Genomic DNA, 16,802 nt, shown 5'->3' with positions numbered 1-16,802 from the left:
TTGCTAACCAAATGATTGCACAAAAAAAATGCAAGGCGCGAGGCCTTGCAATTTAAACGCGTCCGATCTGTTTCCGGTGTCCGGCGGCAGCGAGTTACCGCGCCTAGATCGCATCCTCCCAAGACTTTGACCGCGTAGGAGGGCAGATTTTTCTCCGCCCTCTCGGTTATCGGGGCACACTAGCCTAAGGCGGGTGAAAATGTCACGAAGAATTTTGCCCGGAAACAGGCAATCTCGTGCTGCAGTGCACAATAGTACGGCAGGCGTTGCTTGCGAAACGCCCAGCAAGCCGTGTGCGGCAATTGCGGCGTCTGTGCAGCGCCTGGGCCGGGTTTCCATTCCGCCATGAAATGGCTATGAAGCCGGGGCAAGCAAGCCTGCGCTGCGCCGATTCCGGCGCCGCCATCCTCTCTCACGGACCAGTTCATGCGTTTGTCGCGCTATTTCCTGCCCATCCTCAAAGAAAATCCGCGCGAGGCCGAGATCGTCTCGCATCGGCTGATGCTGCGCGCCGGCATGATCCGCCAGCAGGGGCAAGGCAGCTTCTCCTGGCTGCCGCTCGGCAAGCGGGTACTGGACAAGGTCTGCCGGATCATTCGCGAGGAGCAGAATCGCGCCGGCGCGCTCGAAATCCTGATGCCGACCATCCAATCGGCCGAGCTGTGGCGCGAAAGCGGCCGCTACGAAGACTACGGCAAGGAGATGCTGCGCATCAAGGACCGGCAAGATCGCGACATGCTCTACGGCCCGACCAACGAGGAGATGGTCACCGAGATCTTCCGCTCCTACGTCAAGTCCTACAAGGACCTGCCGCTCAACCTCTATCATATCCAGTGGAAGTTTCGCGACGAGGTGCGCCCGCGCTTTGGCGTCATGCGTTCGCGCGAATTCCTAATGAAGGACGCCTATTCCTTCGACCTCGATTATGAAGGCGCCAAGGCCGCTTATAACCGTATGTTCGTGTCCTATCTCAGGACGTTCACGCGCATGGGGCTGCAGGCGATCCCGATGCGCGCCGACACCGGGCCGATCGGCGGCGACCTCAGCCATGAGTTCATCATCCTGGCCGACACCGGCGAGAGCCAGGTGTTTTGCCATCGCGACTATCTCTCGCTTGATGTACCAGGGGCGAATACCGACTTTTCGAATGACGCCGAGATTGCCGAGATCGTCAAGACATGGACGACGCCCTATGCCGCCACCGACGAAATGCATGACGAGGCGGCATGGGAAAAGCTCTCCGAAGCCGACAAGGTCTCGGCGCGCGGCATCGAGGTTGGCCATATCTTCCATTTCGGCGACAAATATTCCAAGCCGATGGGCGCCAAGGTGACCGGGCCGGACGGCAAGGATCATTTCGTCTCTGGCGGTTCCTACGGCATCGGTCCGTCGCGGCTGGTCGCGGCGATTATCGAGGCCAGCCATGACAATAACGGCATCATCTGGCCGGAAGCGGTGGCGCCGTTCGACATCGGCCTGATCAACATGAAGGCTGGCGATGCCGAATGCGACCGCGTCTGCGGTGAGATGCATGCCGCCTTTGCCGCCGCCGGCAAGGAGGTGCTCTACGATGACACCGACCAGCGGCCGGGAGGCAAGTTCGCTACCGCCGACCTGATCGGACTTCCGTGGCAGGTGATCGTGGGGCCGCGCGGCGTCGCAGCCGGCGAGGTCGAGATCAAGAACCGCAGGACCGGCGAGCGCGAGACGCTGCCGATCGGCGACGTGAAAAAGCGTTTCGGTGCCGCCGCATGAACGAAGCGGCAGCAGCCAAACCTTCGGGCGCAGGACCCTTTTCCGGCTTTGAGCGTATGGTTGCGTGGCGCTATCTGCGCTCGCGCCGCAAGGAGACGGTGATCTCGGTCATCGCCTCGATCTCCTTCCTCGGCATCATGCTGGGCGTTGCCACGCTGATCGTCGTCATGGCGGTCATGAACGGCTTTCGCGCCGAGCTGCTGACGCGCATTCTCGGCGTCAACGGCCATCTGATCGTGCAGCCGTCCGATATGCCGCTGGAGGACTATGCCCAGGTCGCCGGCCGCATCAACGGCCTGCCCGGTGTCAAATACGCCATTCCGCTGATCGACGGACAGGTGCTGGCGCAAGGCAATGTCGGCGGCGGCACCGGCGCGCTGGTGCGCGGCATACGCGGCGAGGATCTCGGCAAGATCACCATCGTCGCCAACAACATCAAGGAGGGCTCGATCGTCGGCTTCGACACCGGCGAGGGCGTCGCCATCGGCAGCCGCATGGCCGAGAATCTCGGCCTTGTGCTCGGCGATACGATCACGCTGATCTCGCCCGAGGGCGACGTCACGCCGCTCGGCACGACGCCGCGCATGAAAGGCTATCCGATAACCGCGATCTTCGAGGTCGGCATGTCGGAATATGACAGCTCCATCGTCTACATGCCGTTCTCGGAAGCGCAGCTTTATTTCAACATGGACGGAAGGGCGCAGACGATCGAGATCTATGCCGACGACCCCGACAATATCGACGCGCTGAAGCCGAAGGTCGAAGAGGCGGCGCAGCGGCCGATCAGCCTTGTCGATTGGCGGCAACGCAACAAGACGTTCTTCGATGCGCTGCAGGTCGAGCGCAACGTCATGTTCATGATCCTGACGCTGATCGTGCTGGTGGCGGCGCTCAACATCATTTCGGGCCTGATCATGCTGGTCAAGGACAAGGGCCACGACATCGCCATCCTGCGCACCATGGGCGCCACGCGGGGTGCGATCCTGCGCATCTTCCTGATGACGGGTGCCGCGATCGGCGTTGTGGGCACCATCGCCGGCGTGCTGCTCGGTGTCGTGATCTGCCTCAACGTCGAGCGCATCCGCCAGTTCTTCTCCTGGCTGGCCGACGAGCGGCTGTTCAATCCCGAGCTTTATTTCCTCAGCCAATTGCCGGCCCGCATGGATGCCAGCGAGACGATCTCGGTCGTTCTCATGGCTTTGGCGCTGTCGTTCCTGGCGACACTGTTTCCGGCGTGGCGCGCCGCCAGGCTCGATCCGGTCGAAGCGCTGAGGTACGAATGATGGCCGAGGCCATTATCGAGCTGAAGAGCGTCGAACGGCACTATGTGCAGGGGCCGCGCAAGCTGACCATCCTGAACGGCGCCGATTTTTCGCTTAAGCGTGGCGAGATGGTGGCGCTGGTGGCGCCGTCGGGCACCGGCAAGTCGACGCTGCTCCACACCGCCGGGCTGCTGGAGCGGCCGGACGCCGGCGACGTGATCCTGGCGGGGCGCGCCTGCGGCCGGCTTTCCGACGACGAGCGCACGGCGATCCGCCGCAACGATGTCGGCTTCGTCTACCAGTTCCATCATTTGCTGCCTGAATTCTCGGCGCTGGAAAACATCATGATGCCGCAGCTGATAAAAGGGCTGGCGCGCAAGGAGGCGGCCGAGCGGGCGGCGCAATTGCTCGACTACATGCAGATCGGCAAGCGGGCGCAGCATCGCCCTTCCGAGCTCTCCGGCGGCGAGCAGCAGCGCGTCGCCATTGCGCGCGCCGTCGCCAACGCACCGCTGGTGCTTTTGGCCGACGAGCCGACCGGCAACCTCGACCCGGTGACTGCTTCCTATGTGTTCGAGGCGCTGGCAGCGCTGGTCCGGCAATCCGGCCTGGCGGCGCTGATCGCCACCCATAATCACGAGCTTGCCTCGCGCATGGATCGCCGCGTGACGCTTGCCGACGGCAAGGTCGTCCCGCTTTAGGGTGTGCTAAGACCGAGGTGATGCCGGCCTGCGAACTGGCGTGCGCCGTCCGCTATTTTTCGTGCGCGCTCTCGGCCCGAAACCGTCGGCAATCTGCCTCTCAACCCTTTCTTAACCCTGCCGAAATTGACCGCACGCAATTCCGGCCATGCCGGGATTGCGATCGTTGACATTCGAACAAAATTAGAACAAAATACGAACATACTAACAACAGGAGAGAGTTATGACCGATCTTGTTCAGGATGTCGTTTCGCTGGTGTGCATGAGCACGTTCCTCATTTCCATGGCAATCTGGATCGGCGCGATGTGAGGATGCGCTGAAAGACATGGCTCGAACGCTGACGACCCGTTCTTCGCGGAGGCGAGGGGCGCAGCGTAGGACTACGGTCTTCAGTGAGGTTCTGTCAGCCGACTTTGCGGGCCGCCTCGACCTGCAAAGGCGCTGCCGGGCCGAAGACATCTTCGAAGGCTGATTTCAGCGCCAGGTCGAGATCGGCCATTGTTACGGGAAGGCCGAGATCGATGAGGCTGGTGACGCCGTGATCCTGGACGCCGCACGGCACGATGCCGCTGAAATGGCCGAGATCCGGCTCGACATTGATGGCAATGCCGTGAAAGCTCACCCAGCGCCTCAGCCTGATGCCGATGGCAGCGATCTTGTCCTCGGCGACCGAGCCGTCGGGCAAAGCGGGGCGATCCGGCCGCACCACCCAGACGCCGACGCGGTCCTCGCGGCGTTCGCCGCGTACGTTGAAGGCGGCCAGCGTGCCGATGATCCATTGTTCGAGTGCCGCGACGAAGGCGCGGACATCCTCGCGCCGCCGCTTGAGGTCGAGCATGACATAGGCGACGCGCTGGCCCGGCCCATGATAGGTGTATTCGCCGCCGCGCCCGGCGGCAAAGACCGGGAAGCGGTCCGGCTCGATCAGGTCCTCGAAACGGGCGCTGGTGCCGGCGGTATAGAGCGGCGGATGCTCGACCAGCCAGACCATCTCGCCAGCCGCGCCGCTGCGGATTGCTTCGGCGCGCGCCTCCATCACGGCGAGCGCATCGNACCAGCCAGACCATCTCGCCAGCCGCGCCGCTGCGGATTGCTTCGGCGCGCGCCTCCATCACGGCGAGCGCATCGGGATAGGCGGTGAGCCCGGGCTCAATGCGCCATTCGACCGGCGCCGAGCCGGGCGAGGGCAGGAACGACGTGGCGATCTGGCTGCGTTCTGTCATGATATCTCGTCTCGCCCCTCATATGGCGGCAATCGGTACAAACGTCCAGTTCCGGGCACGTTCGGCGCTTTGCAGAGTTAAGCCGATATCCGGCCGATTATTGCTGGCCGCGCACTTGTTTCACCGGAAACGATTTGCTACACGCCGCGGGCCGGTTCGTTCTGGCTCCTACCACGTGCGGTCGTGGCGGAATTGGTAGACGCGCAGCGTTGAGGTCGCTGTGGGGCAACCCGTGGAAGTTCGAGTCTTCTCGACCGCACCATTAAATTCGAAAGCGCCCCGTTGAGTTCGAGCACGGCAAAGAGCGTCTTTGTCAGGCGCGAGGCTTTTTTGCCTGCGATCGCGAGTTTGGCCGATGCGAAAACGCCATCGGCGCGTAGCCATATATGCGGTTTGCGTGGATAATTATTCGCGCACCAGGCGTCCGGTTGCCCACCAGATCACAGATACAGCAGCGATCGATACGTAGCCGTCCAGGGCATAGTGCCATCCAGTGTACACCGATCCGTACAGGATCAGGGCTGCAAACGCCCAACCCAGAGCGCCCAGCCAGAGATTGATCGAGGACAGCAAATAGGCGTTCAGTGCGGCAAAGGCGACATGCATGCTTGGCATGGCCGAGATGCCGCCGCCAAGGCTTGGCCGGCCACTCCGGTAAGCCATCAGGAGATATGCTGCGGGTTCCCGCACCATGTAATTATGGTCCAGTCTGTCCAAGGCGGCATTCAGTCCGTGGAAGCGATCCACGCCAACAAACTGGTGGTAGTAAACCGGCCCGACCGATGCCAGCGCCAAAGCCAAGACAGTTCCGAGGATGCACAACGTCAGCGCTGCCGCGCTGAGATAGCGGATGCGCGCAATCTCGTCCGACCAGAGCGCCACGAAAAGGATGGTGCCGAACCACTGGTAGAACCAAATGACTTCATAGCTGTTGAAGACGACGAGCGACCACCCGTTGCTGTCGAGCTTATGGGCGATCTCCCACGGCGGCATCCCGTGCAACCATTCATCAGCGTCGGCTAACCAGTGGTCGGCATAGTATGGGACGACGGACGGGATGGCGATCTTGTAGGTGGAGAACGCGGTCAAGCTGGCAAAGAAGAACAGCAGCACCAACAGACAGCCGCGCCAGCGCCCTTGAACCAAATCCAGGGCGTAGCGAACCGGTTGCCGTCGGCCATGGATGAGCGCGGCACAACAGACGCCACCGATAAACAAGACCGGCATGCCAATAAGAAACTTGTGAGAATAGATTAGGGCTGATGTACGGAATACTTCTGGATATAGTGCAGATGCACCTAACACGTACATTGCCATAAACAAGGAGAGGCGCAATTGCCATATGGCTGAGGGCCTGTGGCGAGAGGCTTCCGTAGTTAGGGCCAAGCCAATTTACCCGTTCTTAATGTTTCGCCGGAGAGACATATACACCGATAAGGTGAAAACCTTGCCGTCAGGTTTACTTTTCCCCGGTGGTCGACACCTGCCGGCTCGCATGCGGTGGATAGATTCCCTGAGCAATCTTGCATCCGCATTGCTGTCCATGCCCCGCGCGAAGGAATTGCCCGGAGCCTCGGGGTCGAACCGGCCGGTGCTTAAACACGGGCCCGCCACTCCCTCGGTTGACCTATCATAAGTTTTAGCTTATCATAAGTCATGGTTTATGATTACGCAGGAATGGTGGCCTTGGCCGATCCGACACGCCGCAAGGTGTTCGAGCTCATCGCCGATCGGCCGCGCTCGGTCATCGATCTGACGCGGGTGCTTCCGGTCTCGCAGCCGGCGGTATCGCAGCACCTCAAAGTGCTGAAGGAAGCCCGACTGGTCCGTGCCGAGCCCAAGGGCGCCAGCAATATCTATCATCTCGACCCGCATGGGCTCGGCGAGATGCGCGCCTGGCTCGATCGCATGTGGGGCGATGCGCTCGACGCCTTCAAACGGGAAGTCGACAACAGCAAGGAGAAGAGGAAATGACGACTATGATCAAGCCCGCACCGGTCAGGAAGTCGGTGACCGTGGAGGTGCCGCTCGACAAGGCATTCGATGTGTTCACGACAGGGTTCGGACGGTGGTGGCCGGCTTCGCACTCGATCGGCAAATCCGCCCTGACGACCGCGGTGATCGAACCGAAAGCCGGCGGCCGCTGGTACGAGATCGGCGAGGATGGGTCAGAATGCGATTGGGGCGAGGTTCTCGCCTGGGATCCGCCGTCGAGGCTGACGCTCGCCTGGCGTATCGGGGCCGACTGGCGCTACGATCCGGCATTGCTGACCGAGGTCGACATCCGCTTTGTCGCGCTCGGCGAGAATTCGACGCGGGTGGAACTCGAGCACCGGCTTCTGGAGAACATGGGCGAGACCGCAGAAGCAGCGCGCCAGGCCTTCGAATCGGAGCGTGGCTGGAGCGGTGTCCTTGGCGCCTACGCGGCTGAGGCCAAACGCTACGCTGCCTGATCGGCAGGCCTCTAAGCCCGATATCCAGCGAGGCCGTCGCACCGTCGGCCTCGCCTCATTCCCGGTGCAGCATATGCCGTTCTGCCCGACCACCGGGACTGTTGTTGTTGGGCGACCGATTCCCCGACCGGGGCACACCACACCTGGCGTTGTCGCGGACTGCCCGGCGGTTGGTCGGCGGCGATGGCAGAGCTGGATTACCGGTGCTTCTCGACGAAAGCCTTGCAGGCGGGTGACAACTGCTCGATCATGCTCTGAAGGTCGCATTTGCCGATCGGTGTCATTGGGCAAAGCCGTTTGTAGTCAGGCTTGCATTCCTTGCCCTGAAAAGATTTGAAGGCCTTTGCATCGGCGGTAATCGGGTTCAAAAGTATTCCCGAACAAACCAACGCAAGACTGGTAAACAGATACTTCCCCATAAACACCCTCCCTTTATTACCGGTAATTATAGAGATGCTAAATTAGAATCCTCTAATTATCAATCTTGAATTATCAATCTTGGGCAACCGGCAGCTCGCAAGGTCGCCTGATATCCGTCGGTTGCGCACAGAGAGGCCGATGCTCAAGCCAAATCGCGCCGCCGCTCCATCCTTGTGTTTGACCATGATCTTTTCGGAAAACCGGTTTCCACTTTTCAGGATCATGGTCTAGACCTGACAGGCATCTTATCCGGAAATCCGATGGCGGGAGGCGCTGGTGGAAGGCCAGGACGAACACATGACCGGCGCCAGGGCCGCTGAGGAGCGCCGCGCCGACATCTATGACGAGGACGGCGTCATCCTGTCGTCGTTTCTCACCCAGATCGGTGCCGCGATCGCCGATCGCGATACGCTGACGCTGAAGCGCGAAGTCGACGATCTGCACCAGTCGGAACTCGGCCACCTGCTCGAGGCGCTGCACCCGGAACAGCGCCGCGCCCTGGTCGAATTGCTGGGCAAGGATTTCGATTTTTCCGCGCTGACCGAGGTCGACGAGGCGATCAGGCGCGACATCGTCGACAATCTGCCCAATGCGCAGATCGCCCAGGCCGTGCAGGAGCTCGATTCCGACGATGCCGTCTACATCCTCGAGGACCTCGACCAGGAGGACCAGGACGAGATCCTGTCGCAACTGCCGTTCACCGAGCGGATCAGGCTGCGGCGCTCGCTCGACTATCCCGAAGAGACCGCCGGCCGCCGCATGCAGACGGAGTTCGTCGCGGTGCCGCCATTCTGGACGATCGGCCAGACCATCGACTACATGCGCGAGGACAACAACCTTCCCGACCGTTTCAGCCAGATCTTCGTCATCGATCCGAGCTTCAAGCTGCTCGGCGCCATCGACCTCGACCAGATCCTGCGCACCAAGCGCTCGGTCAAGGTCGAAGAGGTCATGCATGAGACCAGGCATGCCATCCCGGCCACCATGGACCAGGAGGAGGCGGCACGCGAATTCGAACAATACGATCTTCTGTCCGCTGCCGTCGTCGACGAGAACGAGCGGCTGGTCGGCGTGCTGACCATCGACGACGTCGTCGACGTCATCCAGCAGGAGGCCGAGGAAGATCTGCTGCGCATGGGCGGCGTCGGCGACGAAGAACTCTCGGACAGCATCCTTTCGACTTCGCGCTCGCGTGTGCCGTGGCTGCTGGTCAACCTTTTGACGGCCTTCCTCGCGGCTTCGGTGATCGGCCTGTTCGACCGCACCATCGAGCATATCGTGGCGTTGGCGGTGCTGATGCCTATCGTCGCCGGCATGGGCGGCAATGCCGGCTCGCAGACCATGACCGTCACGGTGCGGGCGCTGGCGACGAGGGACCTCGACATCTACAATGCCGGCCGCATCATCCGCCGCGAAATCGGGGTGGGCTTCATCAACGGCATCATCTTCGCCATTCTGATCGGCATCGTCGCGGCTGCCTGGTTCCACGATCGCAATCTCGGCGGCATCATCGCGGCGGCGATGATCATCAACATGTTCGTCGCGGCTCTGGCGGGCATCCTGATCCCGCTGCTGCTCGACCGCTTCAAGATCGACCCGGCTGTGGCTTCGGCGGTTTTCGTCACTACGGTCACCGATGTCGTCGGTTTCTTTGCCTTTCTCGGGCTTGCCACATGGTGGTTCGGCGTAGGCTGAACGGCACCTCAATTGACTTTTACGTAAATGCCATGCGAGGCTTTGAAAGGTGCCTTGTCCGCCGATTCTGGTACGCGCCTGGGCGCCGGCGGCGCCGGCCAGTTGGAACTCGCGGCGTGGCCGGGGCATTGGAGTGACGATGCGGGAATATTATTCGATCACGGAGCTGACCCGCGAATTCGACGTGTCGACGCGGACGTTACGCTTCTACGAGGACGAAGGGCTGGTGCAGCCGGTAAGGCGCGGCCGCACCCGGCTGTTCCGTCCGTCGGACCGGCATCTCATCCGGCAGATCATGCGCGGCAAGAGGCTCGGCTTCTCGATCAACGAGATCCGCGAAATCATCCAGATGTACAGGGAGCCGCCCGGCGAGGTTGGGCAACTCAAGCTGATGATCAAGCGCATCGAGGAAAAGCGCGAGGATCTTCGCCAGAAACGCCGCGACCTCGAGGAGACCCTGGCCGAGCTCGACCAGGCCGAGGAATCCTGCGTCGAGCGGCTGGTTGAACTCGGCGTCACCACGTAAGCGCGGTGTCAGCCTCGGCTCAAATCCAGCGCCGCACCCTTTTGGCGTAGTCCCGGTACTTCTTGCCGAATTTGGCCGTCAGCACCTTCTCCTCGCTCTCGATCGTCAGCTTCTGCGTCAGGAACGCCGCGATGACCGCCAGCGGCAGGAACCAGGCGATCCCCGAGACAAAGGCGAGGCTGACCAGCAGCAATGTGTTGGCGAGGTAGATCGGATTGCGGCTGACGGCGAAGGGTCCGGTGGTCACCAGATGGTCCGGCACGCCGTTCGGGTTGAGCGTCGTCTTGGCGCGGATCATGGTGCGGATTGCCGTGAACCAGAGCGCGGCGACCGCCAACAGCCCCACAAGCCCGGCGGCGAACAGGATGTCGCCGAGAAGATCGCCGATCCACGGCAGTGGATAGAGAAACCCTAGCGCGACGCTGACGATGATGGCGGCGATATAGATCAGCGGCGGCCATGGGATGTGCCCCAGCTTCGGCTGCCCAGGATTTTGCTGCACGGGTTTCGGGTGACTGTCGCTCATTGCTGTCCTCCCTCGATTAGCGCGTTCTCGGTTCCGCCGCCTCGGTTTGGGCGGTACAGGTGCCGGCGAGCTCGCCAATATGCGCCTTCCACTCCGGGGACTGGTCGTTGCTGTAGAGCCGGTCAAGCGAGGCTTCGCCCTGGAGAGTGTCCAGCATGCAGGCACAATAGCTGGAGCAGAACTCGGTGTCGCGCGCCTGCTCGCAGGATATTTGGCAGGATTTCAGAAAGTTCACCTCCCTGCTTTCGACCCGCGCCGGCATGAATTGCGAAAACAGCCAGACCGAGCCGATCAGCAGCGGCTGATGGATCAGATAAAAGGCAAGGCTGTGCCGGCCGATGAAGACCAGCGGGTTTGCCCAGCGGCCTGGCGTCATGGCCGACAGCCGGGTCAGCACGCCGGAGGTGGCGGCGAGTTTGGTAACCGCGATGCCGGCAAGCACGGCGCCGAACCAGGGCAGCAGCGGAACATAGTCGTTGGAGTGCGGATTGGTCGCCGATAGACCGACCCACCACAAAGCCGGATGATCGAAGGCCTCGGATCTGAGGTAGAAGGGCGCCGCGATGACAAACGCCGCGACAAGCAGCGTCAGCAGCGCCGGCAGCCGCAGGAACGCCAGGCCGAGCAGGCTGGCGAGCGTGATCTCGTGCAATATGCCGAAAAAAATGAAGCCGTCGGGCGTGGCGATTCGGGTGACCAGCGATATTGCGAGAGCCGCCCCGGCAACCATGGCGAAGCGCTTCCAGAAGCCTGTCCAGCGGATTTTCTTGCCATGGGCGAGATAGAGGCTGACGCCGACCAGGAACAGGAAGCTCGAGGCGATGCAGCGCGCGTAGATTTTCCACCAGCCGAAGGCGGTGAGGCCGGGATCGGTGTAGCCGAAAAATTCGAGATCCCAGGTGAAATGATAGCTCGCCATGGCAAGCAAAGCGATGCCGCGTGCGATGTCGATGGCGGCGATGCGCTTCGCCTTCGGTAGATCCTGAACGGCGGTGGTCGGCGTGGCGATGCTCATCGGTCTCGCTGTCTTGGTTCAGCCCCGGCAAGACGACTATCACGGTTGCCACCGTCAAAAGAAGCAGTCCTCGCGTCGCGTTGGCGCGGGTCAGCATTAGAACTCGCTTTAGGCCAGAGCCGGAAAGCCTTTGGCCGGCTTCGCTTTTTGCCGTGAAGGCGTCGGTTTCCTGTTACCCGGCCAGGAATCGCCGCGGCAGATTTGTGCTCCAAACCCTGCTTTGGGCGATTCTGCTTCGGGGAAAGCAATGGCTACCCATGTGCGCCATCCTATCTGGCTTGCGGCCTTGCGGCCGGCGGATGCACGCACCTTCGCCTCGCTTTATGCGGTCGAATCGTTCGCGCGCGCCACCGTCTCCAGCGTCATCCCGATCCAGGCCTATGAGATCCTGCACAACGAGCAGATCGTCTCGATCCTCTACACGGTCGTGGCAATGCTCGGCCTCTCGGCGACGCTGTTCATGCCGATGTTGATCCGGCGCTTTGCCCGGCGCTGGGTCTATACCGCCGGTGCCTGCCTGCTGGCCGTCGGCTCGCTGTTCTTCGTCACTCATACGCTTGCTGGCCAAACGGTCGGCATGCTCTGCCGCGTCATCGGCGCCAGCGCGCTGGCGATCACGCTCAACCTCTACATCATGGACCACATCCGCAAGACCGATTTCATGCAGGCCGAGTCGCTGCGCATGGCGTGGTCGATGCTTGCCTGGACCGCCGGGCCGACGCTCGGCATTTTCCTCTACACGCGTTTCGGCATCTATGCCGCGCATAGCGCGGTGGCCGTCTTCGCCATGGCCCTGCTGGCGCTGTTCTGGACCTACCGGCTTGGCGACAACCCGTCGATCCGCCCGGGCAAGACGCGGCCGGTCAATCCGCTGGCCAATATCGGCCGCTTCGTCGCGCAGCCAAGGCTGAGGCTGGCCTGGCTGATCGCCTTCGGCCGTTCCTGCTTCTGGACGACGTTCTTTGTCTATGGGCCGCTGTTCATGGTGATCACCGGCGAGGGCGAGCTCGCCGGTGGCCTCTTGGTTTCGGCCGGCAATGCGCTTTTGTTCATGGCCATCTTCTGGGGCAGGGCGGGAAAGCGTTTCGGCGGCCGGCGCACCATGACGTTTGCCTATTTCGCCATGTCGGCGACGCTGCTGGCGGCCGGCGCCGTCGGCGAGGCCGCGCCGCTCGTCACCGGCGCGTTGCTGCTTTGCGGTGCCTTCTTCACCATCGCGCTCGATGCGCTGGGCTCGACCGCGTTCATGCGCTCGGTGCGCTCGTATGAGCGGGCGCAGATGGCGGCGGTCTACCGCACCTATCTCGACTTTTCCGAGCTGACGCCGCCGCTGGTCTATTCAGTGGTGCTGGCGTTCTTCGGCCTGGGCGCGGTTTTCGCGACGCTCGGCCTGCTGGCGGCGGTCTGCGGCTTCGTCACTTGGCGCTATCTGCCCAAATCGCTTTGATGTTCAAGCGCCGCATGCCGCTCGCGCACCCAGTTGTGGAAGCGGTGCAAATCATATTCCTCGGGCATCAGCACGCCGGCCTTATGGCGCATCGAGCGCAGGCCCTTCTGGTTGACCTCGCAGATATCAGCGTCTTCCTCCAGCACCTGGGTACCGAAGGCGACGATGTTGTCGATATCCGCAGCCGGATCGACGAGCGCTTCGGGCGAAAAAAGCCATTCGGCGGTGAGTTCGGTCTGCTCCGGCCCAAGCGGCACCAGCCGCACGGTCCTGACATAGTCGACATGGCCGACGACGAACATCGACGGCAAGTTGGTGGCATAGGTCTGCCCGGCAGCACGCTCGGCCGGCGTCAGGCTCGAAAAGACCGAGCCGTGGACGCGCCCGTCGCGCGACCAGGTTTCGGCCCCGGCCCGCAAGCCGCCGGCAAATTCCGGCGCGTCATTGTCGGCGTGGCGCGCCCATTCGGGGTCGTCGTGCCGGCCCATCAGGCCGCGGCCATAGATCGGCACCAGCCGCGACAGGTCCTTGTGGACGCCAGGGCAGTGCAGGCACTCGTTGAAGTTCTCCCAAAATATCTTCCAGTTGCAGTTCATAACCTTGCGCAGCACATGGCCGCTCAGCAGCGTTTCCAGCGGCCAGTTGGCGAGGTTGCCGGATGCCGGATCGAAGGATGTTTCAGCCGAACCGGCAGCGTCTTGCGCGAGGTTGACGAAAACGAAACCGCGCCACACCGAAAGCGCGACGCGGTAGAGCGGATGATCGGCCTTGTCGAAACCGTCCGGCAGCGATTTCGACGGCACGCGCACCAGATCGCCGCGCAGCGAATAGGACCAGGCGTGGTAGGGGCAGGTGATGAGCCGCGCCTTCAGCCGTCCTTCGCTCTGCTGGCAAAGCTGCGAGCCGCGATGCCGGCAGGTGTTGTGAAAGGCGCGCAATTCGCCGGTCTCGTCGCGCAGCACGACGACCTCCTGCGTGCCTATGCGAAACGTCCTGAAAGCCAGCGGATGGGCAAGGTCGGCCTCGCGGCAGACCAGCAGCCAATTGCGATACCAGATGGCCTCGAGATCGCGCTGATAGCCTGCGATGTCCCAATAGGCCGATGACGGCAGCGTCGGCTCGGCCCGCGTCAGGCCGTTATAGGGACCGCGCTCATTCGGGCTGGGTTGCATGCCGGCTTCCTCCCCATCCGCCAGCCGACACCCGGCTGTGAGAATTGTCAATTGCGGCGCCGGCCGGCGAGCTTGGCGAGGCGGCGCATTCGCCACACGATCCGGCGGAATTTGGTTTGCCGGGCGCGGCGATTCTGCCTATAGTCGCTGATGTCGTCGGTTCCGTTTGGAACCAAGAGGGAATGCGGTGCGGGCGAAATTCTTGCCCAATGCCGTGGCTGCCCCCGCAACTGTGTGCGGTAGTCCTCTCCATATGCCACTGAAGATTTTCTTCGGGAAGGTGGGGAAGGGCGCTGATCCGCGAGCCAGGAGACCTGCCGGCGACAGGAAACTGACTTCTATGCCCTCGGGTGGAGGGCGAAAGGACAAGACATGAATACCGCTTCCGTCTCGCTCGGCGCTTCCGTCTCCTCGCAGTCGCGTTTCATGCAGCTGGCGCTTGCTGCATTCCTCGGCATTTTCGTCATGGGCTTTGTCGGCTTCTCGCACATCGATGCGGTCCACAATGCCGCCCACGACTATCGCCACTCGATGGGCTTTCCCTGCCACTGACAAGGGGCTGACATCATGACACTGTTTCGCAACGTCGTGTTCATCGCGGCGATCGCAGGGCTCGTGGCCGGCGTCGTTCTCGCCTGCATGCAGGCCTATGCCACGGTGCCGCTGATCCTGAAGGCGGAAGTCTACGAACAGGCCGGCGGCGGCCATGACCATGCCGCGGCACCTGCGGCACCGGTCGAAAACGCCGGGGGCACGATGGCTATAAGCAGCGCCGCGCCGGCACCGGCTGAAGCAATGGCTCCGGCGGAGGACGAAGGCTGGGCGCCGGCCGACGGTTTCGAACGTTTTGCCTTCAGCGTCGTTGCCAATATCGTCACCGGCATCGGCTTCGCGTTGGTCCTGGTTGCGGTTTCGGAGTTCGCCGGCGGCATCGGCAATTGGCGCCAGGGCCTGTTCTGGGGGCTTGCCGGCTTTGCCGTGTTCACGCTGGCGCCGGGCCTCGGCCTGCCGCCGGAATTGCCGGCAATGCCGGCGGCCGACCTTGTCCAACGCCAGATCTGGTGGTGGGCAACGGTGGTGGCGACCGCCGCCGGTCTCGGCCTGCTCGCCTTCCGCAGATCGCTGCCGCTGGCGGTCCTTGCGGTGGCGTTGATGGTGGCGCCGCATATTGTCGGCGCGCCGCAGCCCGACAGCTTCGAGACGACAATCCCGGAAGGCCTGCATCATCAGTTCGTGGTGGCGGTGACGCTGACCAATCTGGTGTTCTGGCTGGTGCTCGGCGCGGTCGTCGGCGTGGTGCGCGGCCGCTTCACCGGCACGGCGACCAGCCTGCGCGACAGCTTTGCCTGACCGCGCTGCCGGGGCGCTGACCCTGATCATCGGCGGTGCGCGCTCCGGCAAGAGCGTGCATGCCGAGAGGCTGGTGAGTGCCTGTCCGGCGCCATGGAGCTATATCGCGACGGCGCAAGCCTATGACGAGGAGATGCGCGAACGGATCGCGCTGCACCGCTCGCGCCGCAGCGCCGGCTGGACGACCATCGAGGCGCCGCTCGACCTTGCCGGCGCGATCGAGGCACTGCCTGACGGCCAGCCGGTGCTGATCGATTGCCTGACGCTGTGGCTGACCAACCATATGCTGGCCGAACATGATGTCGAGGCCGAATGCCGAAGGCTGGCAGATGTGCTGTCGCGGCCGCGTGGACGCTGGTTCGTGGTGTCCAACGAGGTCGGCCAGGGCATCGTGCCGGAGAATGCGCTGGCAAGACGGTTTCGCGACGCGGCCGGCCGGTTGAACCAGGACGTTGCCGCCGTCGCTGACACCGTGCTTTTGATGGTGGCGGGGCTGCCGCTCAGGGTGAAATGACATGGCTGATACTATCGACCCCAAGGACGAGGAGCGCCACCGCGCCAAGATGGCCAAGCGCAAGGCGGTGCAGGACGCCGAGGTTGCAGCCAAGACGGTCGAGAAAGGGCTGTTGATCGTCAACACCGGTCCGGGCAAGGGCAAGACCACGGCCGCCTTCGGGCTGGCGCTCAGAATGCTCGGCTACGGCAAGCGCGTCGGCGTCGTCCAGTTCATCAAAGGCAAATGGCACACCGGCGAGAAGGATGCTTTTGCCTGCTTCGGCGACCGCGTCGTCTGGCACGCCATGGGCGAGGGCTTTACCTGGGAGACGCAGGACCTGAAACGCGACATCGCGGCGGCCGAGGCCGCCTGGGCCAAGGCACTCGAGCTGATGGCCGAGCCGTCGATCAGCCTGGTGGTGCTCGACGAACTCAACATCGCGCTGCGCTACGACTACCTCGATCTCGAAAAGGTGGTCGCGGCGCTGAAGGCGCGTCGCGAAGGCCTGCATGTCGTCGTCACCGGCCGCAACGCCAAGCCGGCGCTAGTCGAGGCGGCCGATCTGGTCACCGAGATGGGCGTGACCAAGCACCACTTCTCCGCCGGCGTGAAGGCGCAGCAGGGGATAGAGTTCTGAGGGGTTTGGCGATCGGGGAAAGGCGTTTCGGAGCAGGCGGCGCCGGCGAAGCTGCCGATCTCCCCCCTTGTGGACCTGTTGCGCAGTCATGAGCAAAAGCTTGCGGCGGCGGGGTTGCGGCGG

17 protein-coding genes, 1 tRNA gene, 1 pseudogene and 1 riboswitch are annotated in these 16,802 nt (G+C 62.8%); of the genes and pseudogenes, 13 read left to right on the top strand and 6 right to left on the bottom strand.

What is annotated here, in order from left to right; all coding sequences use genetic code 11:
* The first annotated feature begins 426 nt into the window (after positions 1–426).
* Genes proS through X760_RS62210 form a run of 3 tightly spaced genes read left to right on the top strand, consistent with a single transcriptional unit; the run spans position 427 to position 3,718 of the window.
* Positions 427–1,755: a proline--tRNA ligase gene (proS, locus tag X760_RS62220; protein ID WP_023720732.1), complete on the top strand. Its 1,329-nt coding sequence runs from the start codon at positions 427–429 to the stop codon at positions 1,753–1,755.
* Positions 1,752–3,038, top strand: coding sequence for a lipoprotein-releasing ABC transporter permease subunit (locus X760_RS62215; protein WP_023720731.1), 1,287 nt, complete (start codon positions 1,752–1,754; stop codon positions 3,036–3,038). Before proS ends, X760_RS62215 begins: the two co-directional genes overlap by 4 nt.
* Entirely contained in the window at positions 3,035–3,718 is a 684-nt protein-coding gene (locus X760_RS62210) for an ABC transporter ATP-binding protein (protein ID WP_023720730.1), read from the top strand. The genes X760_RS62215 and X760_RS62210 overlap by 4 nt, the downstream gene beginning before the upstream one ends.
* 404 nt (positions 3,719–4,122) lie before the next feature.
* Here the strand turns inward: X760_RS62210 and lipB are convergent.
* Positions 4,123–4,942, bottom strand: a pseudogene (gene lipB, locus X760_RS62205) (lipoyl(octanoyl) transferase LipB).
* A 177-nt stretch (positions 4,943–5,119) separates the two neighbouring features.
* Between lipB and X760_RS62200 the strand changes: the two are divergent.
* Positions 5,120–5,204: transfer RNA gene (locus X760_RS62200), tRNA-Leu, on the top strand.
* Positions 5,205–5,347: 143 nt separating this feature from the next.
* On the opposite strand, the gene X760_RS62195 is transcribed toward X760_RS62200, so the two are convergent.
* Positions 5,348–6,169, bottom strand: a complete 822-nt coding sequence (locus X760_RS62195; RefSeq protein ID WP_023720728.1) for a phosphatase PAP2 family protein — start codon at positions 6,167–6,169, stop codon at positions 5,348–5,350.
* A 429-nt stretch (positions 6,170–6,598) separates the two neighbouring features.
* Here X760_RS62195 and X760_RS62190 point away from each other — a divergent pair, with 429 nt between their 5' ends.
* Both X760_RS62190 and X760_RS62185 read left to right on the top strand, forming a co-directional pair.
* A complete protein-coding gene (locus X760_RS62190) occupies positions 6,599–6,916 on the top strand; it encodes a metalloregulator ArsR/SmtB family transcription factor (RefSeq protein WP_023720727.1) in 318 nt (105 codons plus the stop codon).
* Positions 6,913–7,395, top strand: a complete 483-nt coding sequence (locus tag X760_RS62185; protein WP_031194498.1) for an SRPBCC family protein — start codon at positions 6,913–6,915, stop codon at positions 7,393–7,395. Before X760_RS62190 ends, X760_RS62185 begins: the two co-directional genes overlap by 4 nt.
* Before the next feature lie 197 nt (positions 7,396–7,592).
* Here X760_RS62185 and X760_RS76560 read toward each other — a convergent pair whose 3' ends face one another.
* Positions 7,593–7,814, bottom strand: a complete 222-nt coding sequence (locus X760_RS76560; RefSeq protein WP_156948157.1) for a hypothetical protein — start codon at positions 7,812–7,814, stop codon at positions 7,593–7,595.
* Positions 7,815–8,091: 277 nt separating this feature from the next.
* Here X760_RS76560 and mgtE point away from each other — a divergent pair, with 277 nt between their 5' ends.
* Positions 8,092–9,510: a magnesium transporter gene (mgtE, locus tag X760_RS62180; protein ID WP_023720724.1), complete on the top strand. Its 1,419-nt coding sequence runs from the start codon at positions 8,092–8,094 to the stop codon at positions 9,508–9,510.
* 139 nt (positions 9,511–9,649) lie between these two features.
* Positions 9,650–10,036, top strand: a complete 387-nt coding sequence (locus X760_RS62175) for a MerR family DNA-binding transcriptional regulator (RefSeq protein ID WP_023676566.1) — start codon at positions 9,650–9,652, stop codon at positions 10,034–10,036.
* 19 nt (positions 10,037–10,055) lie between these two features.
* Here X760_RS62175 and X760_RS62170 read toward each other — a convergent pair whose 3' ends face one another.
* Complete coding sequence (locus X760_RS62170; RefSeq protein ID WP_023720723.1) at positions 10,056–10,562, bottom strand: isoprenylcysteine carboxylmethyltransferase family protein; 507 nt, start codon at positions 10,560–10,562, stop codon at positions 10,056–10,058.
* Between the two features lie 16 nt (positions 10,563–10,578).
* Positions 10,579–11,577 carry a DUF1624 domain-containing protein gene (locus X760_RS62165; RefSeq protein WP_023720722.1) on the bottom strand — a complete coding sequence of 333 codons (999 nt, stop codon included), beginning with the start codon at positions 11,575–11,577 and terminating at the stop codon, positions 10,579–10,581.
* Positions 11,578–11,824: 247 nt separating this feature from the next.
* Here X760_RS62165 and X760_RS62160 point away from each other — a divergent pair, with 247 nt between their 5' ends.
* Positions 11,825–13,024: an MFS transporter gene (locus X760_RS62160; protein ID WP_023720721.1), complete on the top strand. Its 1,200-nt coding sequence runs from the start codon at positions 11,825–11,827 to the stop codon at positions 13,022–13,024.
* Here the strand turns inward: X760_RS62160 and X760_RS62155 are convergent.
* Positions 13,003–14,196, bottom strand: a complete 1,194-nt coding sequence (locus X760_RS62155) for an aromatic ring-hydroxylating dioxygenase subunit alpha (RefSeq protein WP_023720720.1) — start codon at positions 14,194–14,196, stop codon at positions 13,003–13,005. The two genes, X760_RS62160 and X760_RS62155, sit on opposite strands and share 22 nt — an antisense overlap.
* Positions 14,197–14,336: 140 nt before the next feature.
* Positions 14,337–14,533: riboswitch (cobalamin riboswitch) on the top strand.
* Positions 14,534–14,568: 35 nt separating this feature from the next.
* Here X760_RS62155 and X760_RS62150 point away from each other — a divergent pair.
* Genes X760_RS62150 through cobO form a run of 4 tightly spaced genes read left to right on the top strand, consistent with a single transcriptional unit; the run spans position 14,569 to position 16,679 of the window.
* Positions 14,569–14,748 carry a CbtB domain-containing protein gene (locus tag X760_RS62150; protein ID WP_023720718.1) on the top strand — a complete coding sequence of 60 codons (180 nt, stop codon included), beginning with the start codon at positions 14,569–14,571 and terminating at the stop codon, positions 14,746–14,748.
* Positions 14,749–14,763: 15 nt separating this feature from the next.
* Positions 14,764–15,546: a CbtA family protein gene (locus X760_RS62145; RefSeq protein WP_023720717.1), complete on the top strand. Its 783-nt coding sequence runs from the start codon at positions 14,764–14,766 to the stop codon at positions 15,544–15,546.
* On the top strand, positions 15,539–16,060 hold the full coding sequence (gene cobU, locus X760_RS62140; RefSeq protein WP_023720716.1) for a bifunctional adenosylcobinamide kinase/adenosylcobinamide-phosphate guanylyltransferase: 522 nt from the start codon (positions 15,539–15,541) through the stop codon (positions 16,058–16,060). The genes X760_RS62145 and cobU overlap by 8 nt, the downstream gene beginning before the upstream one ends.
* A gap of 1 nt (position 16,061) precedes the next feature.
* Complete coding sequence (gene cobO, locus X760_RS62135) at positions 16,062–16,679, top strand: cob(I)yrinic acid a,c-diamide adenosyltransferase (RefSeq protein WP_023720715.1); 618 nt, start codon at positions 16,062–16,064, stop codon at positions 16,677–16,679.
* Positions 16,680–16,802 lie beyond the last annotated feature (123 nt).

The organism is Mesorhizobium sp. LSHC420B00 (genome assembly GCF_000503055.1).
Lineage (GTDB): Bacteria > Pseudomonadota > Alphaproteobacteria > Rhizobiales > Rhizobiaceae > Mesorhizobium.
Note: the sequence above shows the minus strand (reverse complement) of the source record. Positions and strands in the feature narration are given on the sequence as shown.